Raw genomic sequence first — 16,401 nt, 5'->3', positions numbered from 1 at the left:
CAACCAGTGAAAAAGCGAGTCACATTGACATTCCCTCGACGGACGATTCAAATGCCCGTCACCTATCGCCTAGCCAAGGACTTTAACATTGCTGCCAATATCATCCGCGCCCAAGTGGCACCTAACCAAGTGGGCAAACTGGTTCTAGAGTTGGCTGGGGACATTGATCAAATGGAGGCCGCCCTAGAATGGTTACGACAACAGAATATTGAGGTTTCCCTTGCCAGCCGTGAAATTGTGATTGATGAGCAGGCCTGTGTCCACTGTGGCCTCTGTACGGGGGTATGCCCCACTCAGGCGCTGACGCTCCATCCAGAGACGTTTCAACTCCAATTTAGCCGCTCCCGTTGCATTGTCTGTGAGCAATGTGTGACCGCGTGCCCGATGGAGGCGATTCACACCAACTTTTAATTCAACTCCTCAACTCCTCCTCAAGGGTCACGTCTTGATAGATATCAGACAAGTGGCCTTGCCAAGCGATGCTCTTGAGTTCAACCGAATTTTGTGGCGGGGAATAGCCCTGCCAAACCCATAAGCCCGAGGTACTGCGACGAAAGGTCTCTAGCCGCTGCTGACGAGTATTGACCAGCACGTATTCCTCTAGCGTCTCAAGGCTTTGATAGTCAAGGAACTTATCGCCGCGATCAAAGGCCTCTGTTGAAGGAGAGAGCACCTCAATCACCAAGCAAGGGAAAGATTTATAGAGAGAGGTTTGCCGATCCCGTGGATCGCAGGTAACAAAAAGATCCGGATAGTAAAAGCAATTTCGCTGCTCCAGACGCACTTTCATATCTGAAATGTAGAGACGACAGCCCCGTTGGCGCACCGTTGGTCGTAGCAGAGTTGCCAAATTTAAGGCTAAGGTGACATGGGCATCGCTTGCCCCTGCCATTGCGTAGATCTGACCGTTGATGTATTCGTGCTTGACCCCACTTTGGGTTTCCCGTTGCAGATAGTCTTCAGGACTCAGTTGTGGCGAAGGTTGCGTGCTCATTGGCAGCCTAGAATAGCCAACGCTTATCTCGCTACTATTGATCCTAGGGTACGAAGAAAATTATGACCCAACAACACGGATATTGGGCACTGGCAACGCTGGCAGGGATGATGCTCCTGATTGCCCCGGCCAAGGGGGTGCCTGCGGTGGCACTGCCAGAAAGTTTTTATCGGGCGATCGCCAACCAAGACTGGGCAACAGCGGTGCAAATTCTCGATCAGGTCATTCGTGCCCATCCCCAACAGGCGCCAGCCCTTACTAGCTATCGTCAAGAATTGGTGCGGCTGCAACAACTTCCCCGAACCCCTGCTCCGCCCATGGCAACAGTGATCACCCAGCCCAGTGGCATCGTACCGATTCTGCGGCGGCAGGGAGGAATTCCCGTTATCCCAGTGATGTTTAATCAACGGTTACGGTTTGAGATGCTAGTGGATTCAGGCGCCAGTATGACAGTGATTACGCGATCGATGGCACGCGCTTTAGGCATTACCCCCGCTCAAGTGGTGGATAATCGCCTGTTTCATACCGCGAATGGTCAAGTGGTGCTGCCAGTGGTCTATGTCCAATCCATCAGCGTCGGCGGTTTTCATCGGAAGCAAGTGCCCGTTGCTGTCGCTGGGCCTGAAATGACCATTGGCCTATTGGGGCAGGATTTTCTCCAGCACTTTGATGTCAGTTTGCGGCAAGATCATATTCAGTTGCAGCGTCGTCCTTAGGAAATGCCCATTCTCGCCCAAGCGGTCTTAGCCAGTCACAATGCCGGTAAAGTCAGAGAGTTTCAAGGCTGGTTACAGCCATGGATTGGGGAGTTGCTGCCCCTGCCAGCCACGGTTGAGATTGCTGAAACTGCGGATTCCTTTGTGGGCAACGCCTGTTTGAAGGCCACCACTGCCGCTCAGGAGCTGGGAAAGTGGGCGATCGCCGACGACTCGGGGCTAGCCGTTCATGCCCTTGAGGGGGCACCGGGGATCTACTCGGCTCGCTACGGTGCGACGGATGCTGAGCGTATTGAGCGTCTATTACGGGAAATGGCCGGTGTCAGCGATCGCGCCGCTGAATTTATTTGTGTCATTGCCCTCGCGCGTCCCGATGGCACGATTGCCGTTACGACCGAAGGACGGTGTGCAGGCGAGATTTTAACGGCGGCCCGCGGTCAAGGGGGGTTTGGCTACGATCCTATCTTTTGGGTGCCCAGTCAGCAGCGTACCTTTGCCGAGATGAGTCCCACTGAAAAGCAACAGGTCAGTCATCGGGGTCAGGCATTACAGCGGCTGCGGGAGTATTTGCAAACCTTTCATCCGTAGATTCACGGTTGTTGGCAGCAAGCTTTTTGTCCTACACTGACGCCAATAGTGTTCCTCAACCAACCTGTGGCCACTATGCAAGAACGGGTCTAGCGTCGCAAAGCTCCATTCAGCGATGCCCTTGATAGAAAGAAATTCACAGGGAATATAATGAAAGGAAAGGTGCACGTCCCGTAGGCCCAGTGGCTGGTAGTCTTCTTGCCGTGATTCAAAGCAAAAACTATGGGCGATCGCGAATTAATAGACCAATTTATTAAAGACTTAATTCAGAAAAATTCGCGAATGCTCTCGAATCGGCACCTGCGCGTAGAAACAACCTTTGATGAAGTTCAGTTGATTTCCTACAAAGATGGCATCGTTGCACGGGTGAAAACAGATGCCCCTACCCTTGCCATTGAAGTACGGGATGCATCGCCCTATCGGCCTCTAATTCAAGAGGTAATGGTGGATTATGGTATCTTCCAAGTCGGTGTGGCTCAAACCCCCGGATTTTTACGTTACGAACATCGCACCGTTCCCGAAGGCTATGTGATCCAGTACACCGAAGCGGGAGTGCTGTGGAAAGACCGCTGGGCACGGGGTAAGCGACGCGGCGCTCTGACAGGGGGTAACTCCCTTGGGATGGATGCGATGATTCTCTATCGGGGTACGTGGTATCCCATTCAAAGCGTCAATGCGGCCAATGGCTTTGTTGCCATTCGTACCTTGGGCGGGGAAGCCACCTACAGTGCCTCTGACTTTTTGGTGTGGCTGAAAAAAGAGGAAAAAGACACCGCCGAGAGTCCCAGTCAGATCAGTGCCTACAAACGGGGAGAACGCATGGGAGACATTGACAGCGCCCCCACCCAAATCCTCGATGCTACGGAAATTATGGCTGCCAAGGCCAGTAGCACCCCATCAACGCCAATTGACTCCCCTGCTGGCGAACCGGAGAAGGAAGAAGATCACGCCGTCATTTTGCCGTCAGCGCCACCAGTACCTGCGGTTGCAGCAACAGTTTCAACGCCCCCTGAGCCTGCGCAACCGGTTGAAGCCACCCAAGGGTATCCAGCGGCCAACTACGAGCACGCCGTCGGCTATTCTCACCCCAACTATGATTATTCCCAAGGGTATCCAGCGGCCAACTACGAGCATTCCGTGGGTTATCCCCACCCCAACTATGATTATTCCCAAGGGTATCCAGCGGCCAACTACGAGCATTCCGTGGGCTATCCCCACCCCAACTATGACTATTCCCAAGGGTATCCAGCGGCCAACTACGAGCACTCCGTTGGCTATGCCCATCCCAGTTATGGTCAGCCCTACCCGCCCCAAACCTACCAGCACATTGATCCCAACATTCAGATGGCCTTAACCTATCTCCAATCCAGCTTGGCCTATCTGCTACAAGTGGAGCCAAAAAACGCCAATATCCATGCAGCTATTCGCGCTACCAGTATGGCGATTCAAAATCTCCTCACCCTTCTCAATGGTTAGCGGCTCTCGGCGAGGGGATGCAGGCGAAGGACACTTTGAATCATTGCCCAAGCGGTTTTAATCTCAGGCACACGAACTTCATCCCATTGGCCGGGTTGACAGTAAAGATAACGAATAAAGCGACGTTGCTTTGGCAAAGAAAAGGGAAGAAACTGCACACCAATCTCTAAAGCCGTGGCGTTTTTTCCTAACGCCACCATTCTTGACCACCGCAGTTGGATCGGTAAGCGCAAGTAGACCAAAGGGCTCGGCGCCAGAAAGTGCAGTTCGCCTCGGGGGTCATCTAACAACTCCGCCGGCAACCTATTGAGGCGTATTCGTGCCCCCTCCTCAGACAGGTCAACCGTTTGTCCGCCATAGCAGTTGTCCCCAACGATGAGTTCACAGGGTTCAGAACGCAGGAACCGCGGATGTCGTCGCTGCGGCACATCAATGGCCACCAGAGCACAGACCAAAATCAAGAGAAAGTTGTAGCTAGACCAGACCATGTTAATGGCCAAACTATCGGGATTGACCAGCGTCTCTTGCAAAGGCGAACTCCGCCGAATGAGACCAAACATCATCAGAGCGGCAATGATTAACAAGGGACGAATGACTGGCCAATTAACATTGATGCGATGGGGATCCACAATCCCCTTGGGCGTGACTTTGAAGGTTTTGCCCCTAGGACTGATCAGGGTGCGGATCACTGTGATGGCCATGGGAAAGGCAATGATGGTTTCATAAACATCGGACCAAAAGGCGGAGCGGCGGCCTTCGGTGAGCCAAGAAAAGGCCATGATATTGCCCAAATAGTAGGGACAGTAAAAGTACACTACCTCGTTAATTGTGGCGCGCAGCGGCGCCAGCCCAAAGAGCAAAAAGGCCAAGGGCGCCAGCAAAAAAATAACGCGGGGGATCGACAGCAGCCAATACAGCACGCCAAGGCTATGGTAAAAACGCTGCAGGAAGTTTAGGTTAGGAATGGTAAAAAAGTTGTCCTTGAGGAACAGTATTTGCAGGGTACCTTGTCCCCACCGCAATCGCTGGTTAATATAGGCGCTGATGGTTTCTGGCGACATTCCTGCTGAGACGGCTTCATTCAGGTATTTGATCTGATAACCACGCCCCTGCAAATAGAGTGAGGTGAGGTAGTCTTCGGTGATACTGTCGGTGGGAATGCCGCCAATTTCATCGAGGGCACTACGGCGAATCACAAAACAGGTGCCACAACACACAACGGCGTTAAAGAAATCGCGGCTAGGCTGAATGAAGCGGAAAAACAGTGTCTGCTCGTTGTTGAGAATTCCTTCTAGCCCCAGATTCACAGTCACTGGATCCTCATTGAAAAAGTGTTGGGGGGTCTGTACCATTGCCGTTTTCGCATCCTGGAAAAAACCCACGGTGCGGGTGAGAAAGTTGCGACTGGGAACAAAGTCGGCATCAAAGACGGCAATGAGTTCGCCGCTGAGGGTGGGCAGCGCATGGTTAATGTTGCCAGCTTTGGCATGGCGGTTGTCGGGGCGATCGCGATATTCACAGCCGAGTTCTGCTGCTAGGGCACGCACCGCCGGCCGGCGGGTGTCGTCCAGCAAGTAAACCCGCTTGTTGGGGTAATCCATGGCTTGGCAGGCAATGACTGAACGCCGCAAAATGTCCACCCCTTCGTTGTAGGTGGGCAGAATCACATCCACCCAAGGCAAATACTCCCCCCGAATCACGGCTTGGCTTAGGCGATCGGCCTCAGGGCTGCGGTCTTTGGAAAAGATACACAGGGCAAAAAAGCAAATGGTATTTGTTAGGGTCAGTAGTTCAGCGATAAATAACAGAATCGAAATCGTGCCATTGAGGGGATCATCTAGGTTGAGGCTGTTAAAAAAACGCCAGAGGATATACCGCAGTGCCAACAGGGTCAGCCCCAAACCCACAATTAAACGCGACCAAAAATTGGGCTTGGGGGAGATCTCCTTCAGGAAGAACGTAATGGCAATCCAGACTAGTGTGGGCAATAGGAGTGCTTGAAGCGTCGTGCCGTCAGCCCGCAGCAGCGCTTTCCCCTCGTGCCAAAGACCGACTAAGTTGGGTAGAAAGTTTTGCCAATCCAGTTGACTCAGCAGGACGGCCAGAAATGCGCCACTGCCCAACAGTAAAAGCCACAGATCAGGGCTAATACGTCGCGATCGCGCAGGTGCCTGTGGCGTAGGCGGCCTCGATGGCTGAGAAACCCTAGGGGATAGGTTGTTAGTTTCAAGTAGCTTCATGGGAACACAGTCAGTTGGGATGAAGCTCTACATCCTGTACTCACTCAGAGTTGAACAACGCCACGACCTCAAAATTACGATCGGGTGAGCAACTCTTTAGATTTCAACTATTTTCAATGCTTTGATCAATGAGTCTTGGATGTAGCAGTGGTATTAATTGATTTGATGAATAACAACGCTTCTAAATGCAAGATTAATTATCAGCAAAATTTCTGACTGCCTAGAATAATTGCAGCGAATTCGTAGGCTAAAAAATATGGCCGCTTTGGCTTGACAAGAATGGGACAGATGTAATTTTTCACCATGGTGCTAATCCATTTAGGGAACTTACCTCTAGTGTACCCAATGCTTTAGCAAAACTAAGCCTATACCGAAAAATTAAAGCAAAAATTCAACAATGGGCTAGCGACTTTCGGCAAGGGGATGCAGGCGAAAGACACTTTGAATCATTGCCCAAGCGGTCTTAATTTCAAGCACACGAGTTTCATGCCATTGCCCCGGTTGGCAGTAGAGGTAGGGGATCAGGCGACGGTGCTCTGCCAAGGATAGATCCACAAAGCGAATTCGCATTTCGACAGGGTTGCTGCTCGCCCCCTGCTGAAGTTGAATCAGGCGCTCCTGATCGTGCCAGCGCAGCTCTGCCGAGAGCCATAGATCTGCGAGTTCGCTAGGAGGCAAGAGGCGAAATTGGGCACTATAGGTTCGCAATCCCTGCGGCGAAGCATGGTTTTCCTGACAAGTGTCACAGCGGCGGATTTGTAAGCGGGCGCCCTCTTCAGAAATATCCACAGTTTGCCCGACGTAGCGATCGCCCCCAACAATGAGTTCACAGGGTTCAGCCCGCAGAAAGCGAGTAAAACGGCGCTGCGGTACATCAATGGCCACCAGCATACACACCAACAGCAGCGACAGATTATAGATTGACCAGACGATATTTACCGCCAAGCTATCGGGGTTGACAATCGTATCCTGCAGGGGAGAACTGCGCCAGATCAGGCCAACAATCGTCAAAATGGCAATGATCATCAGGGGACGAATCAGCGGCCAGTTGATATTGATGCGATGGGGATCCACCACCCCTTTGGGGGTCACTTTAAAGGTTTTACCCCTCGGACTAATGAGCGTGCGAATCACCGTGATCGCCATCGGAAAGGCAATAATCGTTTCATAGACATCCGACCAAAAAGCGGAGCGGCGACCTTCGGTGAGCCATGAAAAGGCCATGATATTCCCCAGATAGTAGGGAAAGTAAAAGTAAAGAATCTCGTTCACCGTTGCTCGCAAGGGAGCAATACCAAAGAGCAAAAAGGCCAACGGTGCCAAAAGAAAGATCACCCGCGGAATGGAAAGAAACCAGTAGATAATACTCAAGGAATGGGAGAGGCGCTGCGTTAACCGCAGATTAGGGGCAGTGAAAAAGTTTCCCCCCAAAAAGAGCATTTGCAGTGTGCCCTGCCCCCAGCGCAGCCGTTGGTTAATGTAGGCACTAATCGTCTCCGGGGACATACCCGCCGCCAAGGCTTCATTGAGGTATTTGACGCGATAGCCAAGGCTTTGCAGCTTAATGGTTGTCATGTAGTCTTCGGTGATACTGTCTGTGGGAATGCCACCAATTTCATCGAGGGCACTACGGCGAATCACAAAACAGGTACCACAGCAGACAACGGAGTCCCAGTAGTCACGACTGGGCTGAATAAAGCGGAAGAAAAGGGTTTGCTCATTGTTGAGGATGCCCTCAAGGCCGAGATTGACGGCAACGGGGTCTTCATTGAAAAAATGCTGCGGCGTCTGCACCATTGCCGTCTTGGGATCTTGGAAAAAGCCAACGGTGCGGGTGAGGAAGTTGCGGCTGGGGACAAAATCAGCATCAAAGACTGCTATGAGTTCACCACTAAGGGTGGGCAGCGCATGGTTAATGTTCCCTGCTTTGGCATGGCGGTTGTCGGGGCGATCGCGATATTCACAGCCGAGTTCTGCGGCAAGGGCACGCACCGCTGGCCGACGGGTATCATCGAGCAGGTAAACCCGCTTGTTGGGGTAGTCCATGGCTTGGCAGGCAATCACCGAACGCCGCAAAATATCCACCCCTTCGTTGTAGGTCGGCAAGATCACATCTACCCAAGGCAGATACTCACCGCGAATCACCGCTTGACTGAGGCGATCGGCTTCGGGAGCGCGGTCAATGGAGAAAATACAGTGAAAGAAAAAGGCCACACTATTGAAAACCGTCAGCAATTCTGCCAAAAAGAGAACGACGGAGATCGTGCCATTGAGGGGATCATCCAAGTTCAAACTGCCAAAGAAGCGCCACAATTCATAACGGATTCCCAGTAGGGCAATGCCGATGCTGACGATCAGCCGTGACCAAAAAGTGGGTTTAGGGCAGAGTTCCTTAAGAAGAAACGTGATGGCAAGCCACACAAAGGCAGGCAACAGCAGTGCTTCAAGGGTTGTCCCCTGAGGGCGCATGATGGCTTGTCCGCCCTGCCAAAAACCGACAAGATTCGGCAGCAAATCTCGCCAATCGACTTGCCACAGCAGTACCCCTAGAAGGCCGAGAAAGCCTAGGATCAAAAGCCAGCCATCGGCTTGCAACGACTTGAGGCGCATGATTTAGCTTCCAAAGATCACTTCAACACTTTGACCCACACCACAGAAACGCTCAGCGCTTAAGTCTTCAGGTAGGTTGTTCAGTTGAACGTCAACTGCCAGTTCGTTACGTACCAAGTCGGGAGGGGGCACAGCCACATTTTCACCCACTTCGACTTTGCCCGGCCCGCCGCGAATGGCACGGACAATCCCCGTTAGCCGGCGATCGCTCCCATCCAATAAGCGCACTGTTGCTTCCTGACCCACCCGCAGGCGAGGATTATCCCGCTCCGCCACCAAGCCCGTTGCCCAAACATCGCTACAGTCGAGAATTTTAACGATCGGATCCCCTGCGGTCAGGGGAATACCCAAATCCCCTGTTTTGTGGATCACTGACCAAACCACTGCGGTCGTCGGTACTTTCACGGGGGCAAGGCGTTGCAGGGAGAGTTGCTGTTTGATATTGGCAATTTCACGGCGTAACTCGGCAATCGTTGTGGCCACTGCCAAAAGTTCAACATCAATATCAACCAGTTCAGTTTCTAAATCAATGAGGCGGATTTGGGGAAAGCTAAAAGTACGCGAAGCATCCAGTTGCAATCCTTGGCGAGCCGCTTGTAGGGCTGTTTGTTGGCGGCGCAGTTCGGCCTGTTTACTCTCAACAAATTTCGCTGCTTGCTTGGCACGGGAAACGGCTTCATCGGCGAGTTGGCGCGCCACAGCCCCTGTTTCCACTAAGCTGGTATAGCGATCGGCTTCAATGCGGGCAATGGCCAGAGCTTCTTGGGCTTGGCGCAGTTCGCCTAGGGTACGCTGCACTGCCTCTTGGGCAAAGCGAACTTCAAGGGTTTGCTGACTCTGCTGATAGCGATCGAGTTGAGAAATCAGAGCCATACGGCTGTTGCGTTTCTGTTGCAGTCCCCGTTGTTGGGAAAGGGCGACATTGAGTCGAGTTTCAAGGTTCTGGCGATCGGTTTCCAGTTGGGGATTGCGATCGTTGCGAATCGTCCCAATTTCCGTACCGGCACTCAGGCGTTCGCCGGGGCGTAAGTCTTTTAGGGTTAGGGTGCCGGGGATCGTGGCATAGAGGGTAATAATTGTGCCATTGAGGTAGCCGACACGACTGACCACATTGCGCTGTCGCCACCACAGGACATACACAGCTAAGCCAATGAGCGTCACCCCCAAGCCAATCCGCACTATCCGAAAAATGCGGCGCCGTTTCTCAGTTTGTGGGGGTTTAGTGGCAACTGCACTGGAAGATGATGAGGTATTCATATTCGATTTTTCCACTCCCCCAACTCAGCAACATACTCAACAGGAAGCCCATGCTCCTTTGCCCCTTGGAGAATTGTCTCTAAATAGTCGGCTGAAGGCCACAGGGTTTCATCAATAAAATCCTCCCCTGCCACATAAGTCAGAGCTGTTATCGCCTGACCCGTGGACGTTATGACTCTAACAAATTCATGACGGTAATGTCCCCACTTAACACCTTCGTAAAAATCTAAGCGTTCAATGTCTGCTTCTGTGCAGCGATAAATCACACCCCAAACAGAAGGGTGAGGATCAGGGACAACATTTGCTTTGCCAGTGCCATCATTACTGCGTTTATTGAACACAAGGCGATAGCCCCGCAGTTCAGCAACTTCAGCAGTGGGGACGGTACCGATGCGACGTTTTTTTTGGGCGGTACAGAGGTTGCTGCCGTAGGCAAAGTACCAGATACAGCCGTTGTCTAAAATATGGGAATCATCAAGGGGGAGTGATTCGGTCATCAAGCAGTTGAGGAATAGAGTTGGCGGTAAACTTCCATGAGGGCGATCGCCACCGAAGCCGAGAGATTCAAACTGCGCACCGCCGGCTGCCACATGGGAATTTTCAAAAAGGCGTCACAGGTCGCTAAGACTTCGGCGGGGATGCCATCGGGTTCGCTGCCAAAGATCAGCCAATCACTCTCAGCAAAGCTAAAGTCCCAGTAAATCTGTTGAGCTGAAGGCTCAAAGGCAATCAGACGCCCCCCGCTATGGGTGGTTTTGAGGAACGTCGGCCAGTCGGGGTGGCAGTGCAAGGTGACATAGGGCCAGTAATCAAGACCAGCTCGCTTGAGGTAGCGATCGCTGAGTTCAAAGCCCAAGGGTTCAATCAGATGCAGCGGTGTGTGGGTAGCAGCACAGGTGCGGGCAATATTGCCTGTATTCGGGGGAATTTGGGGATGGACAAGCACCACAGCAGGCATGGCGTTGAGTCAGTGGCAACTAGAGACTTAATCCGTTGTCGCCCGGCCACTGGGGGTTAAGCCGCGCCGTCCCTCTTCGCGGGCATAGGCTAAAAAGCGCTGTAGATGCTCTAAATACTCAGAAGGGGGTAGGGTTGCTAATTGGGCGATCGCCTGGGCAAGAGGTAACTCACGACGATAGAGAATCCGAAACGCCTCCTTGAGGTCGCGCATTTCTGCGTCTGTGACGCCTGCCCGCCGCAGTCCCACCTGATTGAGGGCACGAACCCGCGCCGGATGACCTTCCACCAGCATATAGGGGGGCACATCCCGATCTACCCGTGCCATGGCTCCCACCATTGCCAAGCGACCAATATGGACAAACTGATGAATGCCCACCATACCGCCAATGCGGGCCTTTGATTCAATGCAAACATGGCCAGCGATCGAGGCCGCATTCGTAATTACCACCTGATCCTCAATCACACAATCATGGGCCACATGGACATAGGCCAGCAGTAGATTATGGTTACCAATGATCGTGGCATCCCCTTCACCATTGGCGCGGTTAATCGTCACAAACTCGCGAATCGTGTTGTAGTCACCAATGCGCAGGGCACTATTGGCACCCGTATATTTTTGATCCTGAGAAGCCGTGCCGATGATCGCTCCCGGAAAGATACGATTACCTACCCCCACCTCCGTTGGCCCTTCAATAATCACGTGGGCACCAATTTCGGTATGGGCACCAACGCGCACCTGTTCACCAATCACGGCATAGGGGCCGACCCGAACTGTGGGATGTAGCTCGGCACTGGGATGAATGACAGCAGTAGGATGGATCAGTGTTTGCATCATTGATTGTGACTAGTCCACCAGCGAGAACATCATCTCGCCCTCACAGACCAATTGACCATTCACCTCAGCCCGTCCTTGCATTTTGCCGATGCGCTGCTGCTTGACAACAAGAAGCTCGGCCCGCAGGATTAACTGATCGCCGGGGACGACGGGACGGCGAAAGCGCACCTTATCAATGCCCGCAAACACAGAAAGCTTATCCTTTGCCCAGTTCATCTGCATCAGGACAACCCCTCCCACTTGGGCAAGGGCTTCCACAATGAGCACCCCCGGCATAATTGGGCGACCGGGAAAGTGCCCTTGGAAAAAGGGTTCGTTGATCGTGACGTTTTTCAGCCCCACGGCATACTTTTCTGGCACATAGTCAATGATCCGATCCACCAGCAAAAAGGGGTAGCGGTGGGGAAGCAACTGCTGAAGATCGGTAACCGTCAGCACAGTGGTCGGTGGGGAGTCAGTCAACGTTGGCATAGGGGTAGGTGTCGGCTGCAAATCAAAGATATACACAAATCATAGGGGAGAATGGTTTTCTACTAAACCATCTGTTGGGCGATCGCCCGTGCCAATTGGGTATGCAGATGATGACTCGCCCGATAGGCAACATAATGCGCGATGGGGGGTGTCCCTAGGAGGGCTAAATCTCCCCAAAGATCGAGTAACTTGTGGCGAACGGGTTCATCGGCAAAGCGTAACGGCGGGTTGACCCAACCACTGGCACTGCACACCAGAGCATTCTCTAAACTGCCCCCCTGAATCAGGCCTTGGCTGCGCAGATACTCCACTTGTTCGGCAAAACCAAAGGTACGGGCAGGGGCAACGGCCACCGCTAGTTCTGAAGGGGTAAAGCTACACCACTGGCGACCAATCGCCGCATAGGGGAAGTCAATGCCATAGGTGAGGCGCAGCTCAGGAGCAGGAATGGCACTGACAAAGGCTGCCCCTTCGTAAATGGTGACAGGTTCCTTCAAGATGACTGCTGGCCGAGGAATCTCCTGAGGGACAACACCGACCCTTTGAATGCCTTCTAACCAAGGTTGCGCCGAGCCATCGAGCACCGGCACCTCAGCGCCTGTGATCTCAATCGTGACATTATCAATACCAGCGATCGCCAGCGCTGCCAAGAGATGTTCAACCGTGCGCACACTGGCGCCATTGGCGACCAACTCCGTTGCCAACTGAGTGGATTGAACCGCATCAATCTGAGCAGGAATCACGGGCTGTCCCTCCAGATCAAGGCGCACAAAGTGCCGTCCCGTGTTGGCGGGTGAGGGTTTCAAGGTCACTTCAACTGATTGACCAGAATGCAAACCTACCCCTGACCATTGGGCAGCCTTTCCAAGAGTTTGCTGTGCAGTTGCAGTCGGTGCCGTTGGTACAGAGGTCGTTACCATGGGTATTTCTCCTAGAAGCGTTCGCCAATGCCAAAGCTGAAGGCGCTGCCCCCTTCATTATTCCAGCCAAAGTCAATGCGGATATTGCCTAGGGGGGTATTCACCCGCAGGCCGCCGCCATAGCCTAGCCCCTCGCCGGGTTTACCGCGCACAATCCCCGGCTGACCGGGTACGCTGCGTTGGGTGCCGAGCAAACTGGCTCCATCCACAAAGAGGGCGCCACCAACAATATTAAAAATTGGGAACCGATACTCTATTGTCCCTTGCACAAAGGCGCGCCCGGAGCCGATCGCCCCCTCTTCCCAACCGCGCACAGAGTTGGCACCGCCAATCGTAAAGGATTCATAGGGGGGCAAATCACCAAAAATATTGCCCGCTTGGATATTGAAGGCAAGGGTTTGTGGCCCCTCAATCCGCAGAAACTTCACGGGGATATAGAAGCTATAACTGCCCCGCACCCGATTCATGAGAATATTGCCCGCCCCAATGGGAAGCGACTGATCTACCCCCAAACGGATCACTTGGCCACTCGTCGGCCGCAGGGGATCATTACGCAAGTCCCGCAGAATTGCTGCTTGCACCGTAAACAGGTCATTAAAACCACGGCAAACACCATTGTCTGGAAAGGTTAAGCAGTTGCCTAAAGCATCCGTATTAAAGCGGCTAAAACCACTGTCTAGGGAGGTAACCCGCTGATATTGCAGCCCCAAGGAACCGGTCCAAGCGGTGCGTATCTGATCCCGATCCTTCGTAAAGGGTCGCGTAAAGAAGACGGCACTCCCCAAGCGGTTAATCCGCGGAAAGTCACCATTGGCCAAGCGAACATCAATTGGGCCATTGGTGAAGGTGGTGGGCACTGTCAGGCGGTTAAAGGCACTCACGGTATAGGAGGTGCGGTAGGGATCCCCCTTAATCCAAGGATCGGTAAAGTTAATGTCAAAGAGAAACTCCCCTTCAGTCCCCCCTTGGGCTTCAACACCAAATTTCCAGTTGCGACCAAAGAGGTTGTTTTGTTGGAATGCCACTGTGCCAAATAGCCCTGCAGCGGAACTATACCCCGCCCCAGCGGAAATACTGCCCGTATTGCGCTCTCTGATATTGAGAATTAGGTTCACTTTGCGTGGGTCTTGACCCGGTTCAAGGGCAACTTGCACATCTTCAAAGAGTCCCAGTTCAAAGAGGCGTCGCAAATCTGCTTGCACAGTATTTTGGTTGAGGACAACGCCGGGCTGGGTGTCCATTTCACGGCTAATCACAAAGTCACGGGTACGCTGTTTTGTCGGCTCTCCTTCTTTATTAAGGAAACGATAGGTGACCGCTTCAACCACCCCTTCAGCCACCTGCAACGTCACGACGCCATCGGGATCCACTTGGGGCGTGCCAACCACCTGCCCCAAGATATAGCCATTGTCCCTATAGAACCGGTTGATTTGCTCAATGCCAGACTGTAGCTCTCTGAGGTTGAGCGTGCGACCAATTTGCGGGGCAAAAATCTCGTTGACTTTTTCTGGGGTGAGTACCTGATTGCCCGCTACTTGAACGGCTCGCAGTACTGGATAGGGGCGCACGACAAATGTAATCCGCACACCGAGGGGGGTATCGCTGGGGACGGCATTGACATCAGCAAAAAAGCCCGTGGCAAAGATGGCGTTGGTATCCTCTTGTAGTTGCGTGCGGGTGGTGGTACTGCCAGGGCGAGTGCGAATGACTTGATACACCAATTGTTCAAGTTCGGGTGTGGCACCTTCAACCACCACTTCCGCAATCAGAACTTGGGGTTCATCAGCGGGGGGCTGACTCACAGGCGGCGGGGTGGGCGGTGCTGGGGTTGCTGCGGGAGGGCTTTCAGGCGCAGGCTCTACCGCTGGTGGCGTTGGGGATACTGGAGCTTCCGCAGGTTGGTTTTCAGGCGGAGGGGCTTCTTGGCCACGACTGGGACTCAAAGGACCGAGGGCGATCGCCACGGTTGCCATTGCCACTGCTACCGTTTTCAGGGCAGCCCCCATTGGCTGCATTCGCACTGGCGAAAAAAGTTGGTTATTCACTGCTCACACCTAAAAAACAAATCGCGTCAATACAGCCAAACCCATTGGCATTGATATAACAGTAGGTTAACGACTCAAAAGCGGCAATAAAAGTGCCCCTCTCTTTACCTTTCCAACATTAGCCGTAATAGGCGGGTTCATTCCCCGGTTTCCACTTGATATTACAGCCAAGACTCGGTTTTTGATCCTCGCTGGGGGTTTGACCAGCTAACACGGCATCAATGGCTGCACGCAAGTCTTTCCCAGTCACCGGTAAGCCATTCTGGGGGCGGCTATCATCGAGCTGTCCGCGATACACAAGCTTGCGATCGCCATCAAAGAGGAAGAAGTCGGGTGTACAGGCTGCCGTGTAAGCCTTGGCCGTTTCTTGGCTCTCGTCGTAACAAAGCGGAAATGTAAACCCTAGTTCAGTGGCCATCGCCTTCAGGGACTCTGGGGCATCATCGGGATAGTTGGCAGCGTCATTGGCACTAATGGCAACAATTCCTAGGCCAGTGTCTTTGTAGTCGCGCCCCAGCTTCGCCAATTCCTCTTGGACGTGTTTTACATAGGGGCAGTGGCGACAAATAAACATCACCAGTAGGGCTTTCTTATCGGCAAAGCTACTGAGGGAAATCGTTTGCCCACTCACCACATCGGGCAGCTGAAAATCGGGAGCAACAGTACCAAGGGCAAGCATCGTGGACTCTGTCCGCGCCATAAAACCTCCTGAGAACGCTGGCAAGAGTGTTACAAATAGCAATATCGTCCCTAGTGTACTCTGTTGCGATCGTTCCTCAAAGTGGTGAGAGGAGCAACTCCCCTAACCAACGCAAAAAGCAGCAAGATCACTCCTGCTTAGATATCATAGGTTTTAATTTTTGAGCACAGAGAAAAATTGCTTTAGCCAATATAGCTTTGACGGGAGACGTGCTTCTCAAAGGTGGCTTGGGTTTGATGGAGAAGTTGCTCGCGGCTGTCGCTGGTGTGTTTCAGGGCAGGCACCAAATTGCGCGCTTGGAGTGCCATGTGCAGTTGCAAATGGGCAACGTATTCGCTGAGGTCTTCACGGAGTAACGGATGACTTTGATGCACAGACACAGTGTTCTCCTTCAACTGATGGTTCAGTAGGCGTTCCATAGATCCTATCAATCCCTAAAGGCGGTCATGTCAGGAATGGTGCGTTCAAACTGTTCGGCAGGGTGGGGTGCGTCACTTAACCCTTTTAGAGGTTAACATTTCTCAGGGAGGGTGTTGCGATTTGCAATCAACTGTAATGTTTTGCCAATACTTCACGATTCAGGGGGCAG

The 16,401-nt window shown here is 52.8% G+C and carries 16 protein-coding genes; 4 read left to right on the top strand and 12 right to left on the bottom strand.

What is annotated here, in order from left to right:
• Positions 1–6 precede the first annotated feature (6 nt).
• Entirely contained in the window at positions 7–411 is a 405-nt protein-coding gene (locus tag RHP47_RS07535; RefSeq protein WP_149819631.1) for an NIL domain-containing protein, read from the top strand.
• A 1-nt stretch (position 412) separates the two neighbouring features.
• On the opposite strand, the gene RHP47_RS07530 is transcribed toward RHP47_RS07535, so the two are convergent.
• Positions 413–994: a Uma2 family endonuclease gene (locus RHP47_RS07530; RefSeq protein WP_286625188.1), complete on the bottom strand. Its 582-nt coding sequence runs from the start codon at positions 992–994 to the stop codon at positions 413–415.
• 62 nt (positions 995–1,056) lie between these two features.
• Between RHP47_RS07530 and RHP47_RS07525 the strand changes: the two genes are divergently transcribed.
• From RHP47_RS07525 to RHP47_RS07515, 3 genes are all read left to right on the top strand, one after another.
• Positions 1,057–1,710, top strand: a complete 654-nt coding sequence (locus tag RHP47_RS07525; RefSeq protein WP_149819627.1) for a TIGR02281 family clan AA aspartic protease — start codon at positions 1,057–1,059, stop codon at positions 1,708–1,710.
• Between the two features lie 3 nt (positions 1,711–1,713).
• Positions 1,714–2,298, top strand: a complete 585-nt coding sequence (gene rdgB, locus RHP47_RS07520) for an RdgB/HAM1 family non-canonical purine NTP pyrophosphatase (protein ID WP_310840117.1) — start codon at positions 1,714–1,716, stop codon at positions 2,296–2,298.
• A 222-nt stretch (positions 2,299–2,520) separates the two neighbouring features.
• Positions 2,521–3,774 (top strand): hypothetical protein, encoded by a 1,254-nt coding sequence (locus RHP47_RS07515; protein ID WP_310840116.1) that lies wholly within the window; start codon positions 2,521–2,523, stop codon positions 3,772–3,774.
• Here the strand turns inward: RHP47_RS07515 and RHP47_RS07510 are convergent.
• From RHP47_RS07510 to RHP47_RS07460, 11 genes are all read right to left on the bottom strand, one after another.
• Positions 3,771–6,014 carry a glycosyltransferase family 2 protein gene (locus tag RHP47_RS07510; protein ID WP_310840114.1) on the bottom strand — a complete coding sequence of 748 codons (2,244 nt, stop codon included), beginning with the start codon at positions 6,012–6,014 and terminating at the stop codon, positions 3,771–3,773. The genes RHP47_RS07515 and RHP47_RS07510 overlap by 4 nt on opposite strands.
• Before the next feature lie 402 nt (positions 6,015–6,416).
• Positions 6,417–8,624 carry a glycosyltransferase family 2 protein gene (locus RHP47_RS07505; RefSeq protein ID WP_310840112.1) on the bottom strand — a complete coding sequence of 736 codons (2,208 nt, stop codon included), beginning with the start codon at positions 8,622–8,624 and terminating at the stop codon, positions 6,417–6,419.
• Positions 8,625–8,627: 3 nt separating this feature from the next.
• A complete protein-coding gene (locus RHP47_RS07500; protein WP_310840111.1) occupies positions 8,628–9,881 on the bottom strand; it encodes an HlyD family efflux transporter periplasmic adaptor subunit in 1,254 nt (417 codons plus the stop codon).
• The gene (locus tag RHP47_RS07495; protein WP_310840110.1) at positions 9,878–10,378 is read right to left on the bottom strand and encodes a gamma-glutamylcyclotransferase family protein; all 501 of its coding nucleotides are present in this window, start codon (positions 10,376–10,378) and stop codon (positions 9,878–9,880) included. The genes RHP47_RS07500 and RHP47_RS07495 overlap by 4 nt, the downstream gene beginning before the upstream one ends.
• On the bottom strand, positions 10,378–10,839 hold the full coding sequence (locus RHP47_RS07490; RefSeq protein ID WP_149819613.1) for a tRNA (cytidine(34)-2'-O)-methyltransferase: 462 nt from the start codon (positions 10,837–10,839) through the stop codon (positions 10,378–10,380). Before RHP47_RS07490 ends, RHP47_RS07495 begins: the two co-directional genes overlap by 1 nt.
• 27 nt (positions 10,840–10,866) lie before the next feature.
• Positions 10,867–11,673 (bottom strand): acyl-ACP--UDP-N-acetylglucosamine O-acyltransferase, encoded by an 807-nt coding sequence (gene lpxA, locus RHP47_RS07485; RefSeq protein ID WP_190278326.1) that lies wholly within the window; start codon positions 11,671–11,673, stop codon positions 10,867–10,869.
• Positions 11,674–11,685: 12 nt separating this feature from the next.
• Positions 11,686–12,147: a 3-hydroxyacyl-ACP dehydratase FabZ gene (gene fabZ / locus RHP47_RS07480; RefSeq protein ID WP_149819609.1), complete on the bottom strand. Its 462-nt coding sequence runs from the start codon at positions 12,145–12,147 to the stop codon at positions 11,686–11,688.
• 62 nt (positions 12,148–12,209) lie between these two features.
• Complete coding sequence (gene lpxC / locus RHP47_RS07475; protein WP_286625179.1) at positions 12,210–13,067, bottom strand: UDP-3-O-acyl-N-acetylglucosamine deacetylase; 858 nt, start codon at positions 13,065–13,067, stop codon at positions 12,210–12,212.
• 11 nt (positions 13,068–13,078) lie between these two features.
• On the bottom strand, positions 13,079–15,112 hold the full coding sequence (locus RHP47_RS07470) for a BamA/TamA family outer membrane protein (protein ID WP_286625178.1): 2,034 nt from the start codon (positions 15,110–15,112) through the stop codon (positions 13,079–13,081).
• Between the two features lie 118 nt (positions 15,113–15,230).
• Entirely contained in the window at positions 15,231–15,812 is a 582-nt protein-coding gene (locus tag RHP47_RS07465; protein WP_149819602.1) for a thioredoxin family protein, read from the bottom strand.
• A 182-nt stretch (positions 15,813–15,994) separates the two neighbouring features.
• Positions 15,995–16,231: a hypothetical protein gene (locus tag RHP47_RS07460; RefSeq protein WP_149819600.1), complete on the bottom strand. Its 237-nt coding sequence runs from the start codon at positions 16,229–16,231 to the stop codon at positions 15,995–15,997.
• Between the last annotated feature and the right edge of the window lie 170 nt (positions 16,232–16,401).

This window comes from Thermosynechococcus sp. QKsg1, assembly GCF_031586415.1.
Taxonomy (GTDB): domain Bacteria; phylum Cyanobacteriota; class Cyanobacteriia; order Thermosynechococcales; family Thermosynechococcaceae; genus Thermosynechococcus.
The sequence above is the reverse complement of the archived record's forward strand: the minus strand, read 5'-3'. Positions and strand labels throughout refer to the sequence as shown.

Excerpts from the sequence above, each read along its gene's own strand:
- RHP47_RS07530 (WP_286625188.1), bottom strand. The coding sequence starts at position 994 with ATGAGCACGCAACCTTCGCCACAACTGAGTCCTGAAGACTATCTGCAA.
- RHP47_RS07525 (WP_149819627.1), top strand. The coding sequence starts at position 1,057 with ATGACCCAACAACACGGATATTGGGCACTGGCAACGCTGGCAGGGATG.
- rdgB (WP_310840117.1), top strand. The coding sequence starts at position 1,714 with ATGCCCATTCTCGCCCAAGCGGTCTTAGCCAGTCACAATGCCGGTAAA.
- RHP47_RS07515 (WP_310840116.1), top strand. The coding sequence starts at position 2,521 with ATGGGCGATCGCGAATTAATAGACCAATTTATTAAAGACTTAATTCAG.
- RHP47_RS07510 (WP_310840114.1), bottom strand. The coding sequence starts at position 6,014 with ATGAAGCTACTTGAAACTAACAACCTATCCCCTAGGGTTTCTCAGCCA.
- RHP47_RS07505 (WP_310840112.1), bottom strand. The coding sequence starts at position 8,624 with ATGCGCCTCAAGTCGTTGCAAGCCGATGGCTGGCTTTTGATCCTAGGC.
- RHP47_RS07500 (WP_310840111.1), bottom strand. The coding sequence starts at position 9,881 with ATGAATACCTCATCATCTTCCAGTGCAGTTGCCACTAAACCCCCACAA.
- RHP47_RS07495 (WP_310840110.1), bottom strand. The coding sequence starts at position 10,378 with ATGACCGAATCACTCCCCCTTGATGATTCCCATATTTTAGACAACGGC.
- RHP47_RS07490 (WP_149819613.1), bottom strand. The coding sequence starts at position 10,839 with ATGCCTGCTGTGGTGCTTGTCCATCCCCAAATTCCCCCGAATACAGGC.
- lpxA (WP_190278326.1), bottom strand. The coding sequence starts at position 11,673 with ATGCAAACACTGATCCATCCTACTGCTGTCATTCATCCCAGTGCCGAG.
- fabZ (WP_149819609.1), bottom strand. The coding sequence starts at position 12,147 with ATGCCAACGTTGACTGACTCCCCACCGACCACTGTGCTGACGGTTACC.
- lpxC (WP_286625179.1), bottom strand. The coding sequence starts at position 13,067 with ATGGTAACGACCTCTGTACCAACGGCACCGACTGCAACTGCACAGCAA.
- RHP47_RS07465 (WP_149819602.1), bottom strand. The coding sequence starts at position 15,812 with ATGGCGCGGACAGAGTCCACGATGCTTGCCCTTGGTACTGTTGCTCCC.
- RHP47_RS07460 (WP_149819600.1), bottom strand. The coding sequence starts at position 16,231 with ATGGAACGCCTACTGAACCATCAGTTGAAGGAGAACACTGTGTCTGTG.